This window comes from Streptomyces sp. 13-12-16 (assembly GCF_002114215.1).
In the GTDB taxonomy this organism is placed as follows: Bacteria; Actinomycetota; Actinomycetes; order Streptomycetales; family Streptomycetaceae; genus Streptomyces.
In genome coordinates this window covers 1-4,553 of record NZ_NCTE01000589.1, presented here as the reverse complement: position 1 = coordinate 4,553, position 4,553 = coordinate 1, and the positions used below count along the sequence as shown (strand labels likewise).

At 70.0% G+C, this 4,553-nt stretch carries 5 protein-coding genes and 1 tRNA gene; 3 read left to right on the top strand and 3 right to left on the bottom strand.

Annotated elements, in window-relative coordinates:
• Positions 1 to 395, bottom strand: a 395-nt coding sequence (locus B7767_RS23515) for a TetR/AcrR family transcriptional regulator (protein ID WP_085573945.1), incomplete at its 3' end; no start/stop codon positions are given.
• A gap of 128 nt (positions 396 to 523) precedes the next feature.
• Here B7767_RS23515 and hisN point away from each other — a divergent pair.
• A complete protein-coding gene (gene hisN, locus B7767_RS23510) occupies positions 524 to 1,324 on the top strand; it encodes a histidinol-phosphatase (RefSeq protein ID WP_085573944.1) in 801 nt (266 codons plus the stop codon).
• Positions 1,325 to 1,493: 169 nt separating this feature from the next.
• Positions 1,494 to 1,895, top strand: coding sequence for a cyclic nucleotide-binding/CBS domain-containing protein (locus tag B7767_RS23505; RefSeq protein ID WP_085573943.1), 402 nt, complete (start codon positions 1,494 to 1,496; stop codon positions 1,893 to 1,895).
• Between the two features lie 71 nt (positions 1,896 to 1,966).
• On the opposite strand, the gene B7767_RS23500 is transcribed toward B7767_RS23505, so the two are convergent.
• Entirely contained in the window at positions 1,967 to 3,418 is a 1,452-nt protein-coding gene (locus tag B7767_RS23500; RefSeq protein ID WP_218775814.1) for a catalase, read from the bottom strand.
• 144 nt (positions 3,419 to 3,562) lie between these two features.
• Between B7767_RS23500 and B7767_RS23495 the strand changes: the two genes are divergently transcribed.
• A complete protein-coding gene (locus B7767_RS23495) occupies positions 3,563 to 3,979 on the top strand; it encodes a Fur family transcriptional regulator (protein ID WP_085573941.1) in 417 nt (138 codons plus the stop codon).
• A 99-nt stretch (positions 3,980 to 4,078) separates the two neighbouring features.
• Here B7767_RS23495 and B7767_RS23490 read toward each other — a convergent pair.
• Positions 4,079 to 4,152, bottom strand: a tRNA-Met gene (locus tag B7767_RS23490).
• Between the last annotated feature and the right edge of the window lie 401 nt (positions 4,153 to 4,553).

Sequence of the window (4,553 nt, the reverse complement as noted above, 5' to 3'; positions counted from 1 at the left end):
GGACCGTCGGCGCGGCGCTGCGCGGGCGCGGCGGATCCGGACGCCACGGCCGCGAGGTCCAGGGCGGGCAGGCGTTCGCCCCAACAGCCGGTGAGCATGGCGCGGACCAGGGCGTTCTCACGGGCGCTGGCGGCGGTCCACTCGGCGGCCGCGGTCAGCCGGTCGCGCGGGTCCGAGTGACCGGTGAGGGCGCGGTCGACGCCGGCGAGGTAGCCGTCGGCCTCCCTGCGGACGAGGGCCCGGGCGAGGCCGTCCTTGCTGCCGAACTCGTTGTACAGCGTCTGGCGGGAGACCCCGGCCGCGGCGGCCACGTCCACCATCCGCACCGCGGACCACGGGCGACGCGCCAGTGCCGTGTAAGCGGCGTCCAGCAGAGCTTCCCGCGCTGCAGGCATCTTCGCCTCCCTCGGGGCGAGCGGCCGACCCTGCGGTTAGATTTGACGCGCCGTCGGGCACTGTCAAGGGTCCGCGGGACCCGCCCCCCGGTGGCCCCGCACCGACCTCGGCAGATACCGTTCGTTGCATGCCCGACTACCTCGACGACCTGCGTCTCGCCCATGTCCTGGCGGACGCCGCCGACGCCGCGACGATGGAACGGTTCAAGGCTCTCGACCTCAAGGTGGAGACCAAACCGGACATGACGCCGGTGAGTGAGGCGGACAAGGCCGCCGAGGAACTCATCCGCGGCCACCTCAAGCGCGCCCGCCCCAGGGACGCGATCCTGGGCGAGGAGTACGGGGTGGAGGGCACGGGACCCCGGCGCTGGGTGATCGACCCGATCGACGGCACCAAGAACTACGTGCGCGGGGTGCCCGTGTGGGCCACGCTGATCTCCCTGATGGAAGCGGGTGAGGGGGGCTTCCAGCCGGTCGTCGGGGTGGTCTCCGCCCCCGCCCTCGGCCGCCGCTGGTGGGCCGCGCAGGGGCACGGCGCCTTCAGCGGCCGCAGTCTGTCGTCGGCCTCCCGGCTGCAGGTCTCCCGCGTCTCCGAGCTCTCCGACGCCTCCTTCGCGTACTCCTCGCTCAGCGGATGGGAGGAGCAGGGGCGCCTCGACGGCTTCCTCGACCTGACCCGCGAGGTGTGGCGCACGCGCGCGTACGGGGACTTCTGGCCGTACATGATGGTCGCCGAGGGGTCGGTGGACCTGTGCGCCGAGCCGGAGCTGTCGCTGTGGGACATGGCGGCCACCGCGATCGTGGTGACGGAGGCGGGCGGCAGTTTCACCGGGCTCGACGGCCGTCCGGGACCGCACAGCGGCAACGCGGCCGCGTCGAACGGGCTGCTGCACGACGAGTTGCTGGGGTACCTCAACCAGCGTTACTGAGCGGTACGGGTGAGCGTGCGCGCCCCCGGTCGGCCGCACGCGCCCCCTTGTTGACCCCCGCTTTGCCTGCCACTCTGGGAGTTCCCCCACTTGTGAACTTGTGAAATCGCGAACGAACGGGCTCCCACGCCCGTGACCTCGCGTTTTCCGGTAGGAGGTGGCTCCATCCATGCTCGTCCGTGACGCCATGAGCACCTTGGTCCTCACCATCGGCCCCGCCCACACCCTGCGCCAGGCCGCCGCCCTGATGTCCGCCCGCCGGGTGGGCGCGGCCGTGGTCCTCGATCCCGACGGCACCGGCATCGGCATCCTCACCGAGCGGGACGTCCTCAACTCCGTCGGGCTCGGCCAGGATCCCGACGCCGAGCGCGCCCACGCCCACACCACCACCGACGTCGTGTTCGCCGCCCCGTCCTGGACCCTGGAGGAGGCCGCCGCCACCATGGCCCACGGTGGTTTCCGCCATCTGATCGTCCTCGACCGGGACGAGCCGGCCGGCATCGTCTCGGTCCGCGACATCATCCGCTGCTGGGCACCTCAGCGGCAGCCGGCCCAGCGGGTACCGGCGTAGCGGCATGCGGAACGGGCCGGACCCCGCGAGGGGGTCCGGCCCGTGTTTCGACAAGCGGTCCAGCGCTGGAATCAGCCGCGCAGGGCCTGGACCGCGGCCTCCAGCCGCTTGCCGAAGTCCTCGTCCGCCTGACGGAAGTTGTTGATCGCGCGGTCGGCGATCTCGTCGCGCGTGACTCCGGAGATGGCGTTCGCCAGGTTGTTCACCAGGCGCTCCTTCTCCTCCTCCGTCATCAGCCGGTACAGGTTGCCCGCCTGGACGAAGTCGTTGTCCTCGGCGTGGACGGGCGTGACCGTCTCACCGGTGACGCCGGTCACCGCGACGGGCTGCCACAGCGGACGGCCGGTCTGGGCCGGGCCGCCGAAGCTGTTCGGCTCGTAGTTCTTCGCACCGTTGTGGCGGCCGTCGTACAGGTAGCCGTCACGGGAGTTGGTACGCGCCTCGGTGGCGTGCGGGCGGTTCACCGGCAGCTGGTCGGCGTTGATGCCGATGCGGTAGCGCTGGGCGTCGCTGTAGCCGAAGAGGCGGCCCTGGAGCATCTTGTCCGGGGAGGGACCGATGCCCGGCACGAAGTGGGCGGGGCTGAAGGCGGACTGCTCGACCTCGGCGAAGATGTTCTGCGGGTTGCGGTTGAGCTCCAGCTTGCCGAACTCGATCAGCGGGTAGTCCGCGTGCGGCCAGACCTTGGTCAGGTCGAACGGGTTGAAGCGGTACGTGGCCGCCTCGGCCGCCGGCATCACCTGGACGTAGACGGTCCAGGACGGGAAGTCACCGCGCTCGATGGCCTCGCGCAGGTCCCGCTGGTGGGAGTCGGGGTCCTTGCCCGCGAGGATCTCGGCCTCTTCGGCGGTCAGGTTCTTGATGCCCTGGTCCGTCTTGAAGTGGTACTTGACCCAGAAGACCTCGCCGGCCTCGTTGTTCCACTGGTAGGTGTGCGAGCCGAAGCCGTCCATGTGGCGGTACGACGCCGGTATCCCGCGGTCACCGAACAGCCAGGTCACCTGGTGCGTGGACTCGGGCGACAGACCCCAGAAGTCGAAGACGTTGTCCGCCTCCGTCGAGCCCGTGTACGGGTCGCGCTTCTGGGTGTGGATGAAGTCCGGGAACTTGATCGCGTCCCGGATGAAGAACACCGGGGTGTTGTTGCCGACGAGGTCGTAGTTGCCCTCCTCGGTGTAGAACTTCAGCGCGAAACCGCGCGGGTCGCGCACGGCGTCCGCGGCGCCCAGGTTGCCGGCCACCGTCGAGAAGCGGAGGAAGGTCTCCGTCTCCTTGCCGACCTCGGAGAGGAACGCGGCCCGCGTGTACTGCGTGACGTCGGCGGTCACCGTGAAGGTGCCGTAGGCACCGGCGCCGCGGGCGTGCACCACGCGCTCCGGGATGCGCTCACGGTTGAAGTGGGCAAGCTTCTCGATGAGGAGCTGGTCCTGAACGAGGACCGGGCCACCGACGCCCGCGGTCTCGCTGTTCTGGTTGTCGGCAACCGGAGCACCGGCCTCCGTAGTAAGCGGTCCCTGCGTCACGTGCGCCTCCTGCGTCATCACTGACCAACCTGTGCCTTGGCCAAATCCGATCCCGATCCTACAATGGACAATGTCTAAGTCAAGTAAAGCTCCAAAGTCACACCCGTTCGGGATTCCTGTCCCCCTGCTGTTAGGCTGGTGCCTATGAGTGACCTTTTGGAACGGCTCCGTGGACGTGGATGGCGCATGACCGCGCAGCGCCGTGTCGTGGCCGAGGTCCTCGACGGCGAACACGTCCACCTGACGGCCGACGAGGTGCACTCCAGGGCTGTCGCCAAGCTGCCCGAGATCTCCCGGGCGACCGTCTACAACACCCTGGGCGAGCTGGTCTCGCTCGGTGAGGTGCTGGAGGTGGCCACGGACAAGCGGGCCAAGCGGTACGACCCCAACGCGCACCGACCGCACCACCACCTGGTGTGCGCGCAGTGCGGCGCGATCCGCGACGTCCACCCGACCGGCAATCCGCTGGCCGACCTCCCCGACACGGAGCGCTTCGGCTTCACGGTCTCCGACGTCGAGGTGACGTACCGCGGAATCTGCCCGAACTGCGCGGCGGCGTAGGCGGCACACACGCGTAAGTGAAAGCCCCGGCATCCATCGGATGCCGGGGCTAAAGGCCGAGGGCCGGAACCCTGTCGGATTCCGGCCCTCGGCCTTCAGTAGCGGGGACAGGATTTGAACCTGCGACCTCTGGGTTATGAGCCCAGCGAGCTACCGAGCTGCTCCACCCCGCGTCGATGAATGAAACACTACGTCAAGACATCCGACAGAAGCAAATCCGTTCCACAGCGGCAGGCAACCGAGCGCGGCCGCCACTGCGGGCAGCCGTGCCGCACCACCCCACCACCGCGGACAGTCGCGCCTCCCCAGTGCTTCAAGGGCTGGGGAGCCGCTCCCAGGGCGATGGGCGTCCCCCGCTCGAGAGAAGCCGAGAGCGGAGGAGGAGCCGGGGGTGGGGGGCACCCCACGAACGCCGGGCCGTGTGCCCCGCCCCAGCCCGGCGCCGCCTCACCTGCACACCCCCGCCCGGCCTCACGCCGGACAGCTCCTCACGCGGACAGTTCCTCACGCAGCGCGTCCCGCAGCCGCGCCGCCCGCTCCGTAACCGCCGGAGGCCCCAGCGCGGCCGCCCGCT

What these genes read in the sequence shown, in the direction of transcription:
- hisN (WP_085573944.1), top strand. Translation starts at nt 524, where the DNA reads ATGCCCGACTACCTCGACGACCTGCGTCTCGCCCATGTCCTGGCGGAC.
- B7767_RS23505 (WP_085573943.1), top strand. Translation starts at nt 1,494, where the DNA reads ATGCTCGTCCGTGACGCCATGAGCACCTTGGTCCTCACCATCGGCCCC.
- B7767_RS23495 (WP_085573941.1), top strand. Translation starts at nt 3,563, where the DNA reads ATGAGTGACCTTTTGGAACGGCTCCGTGGACGTGGATGGCGCATGACC.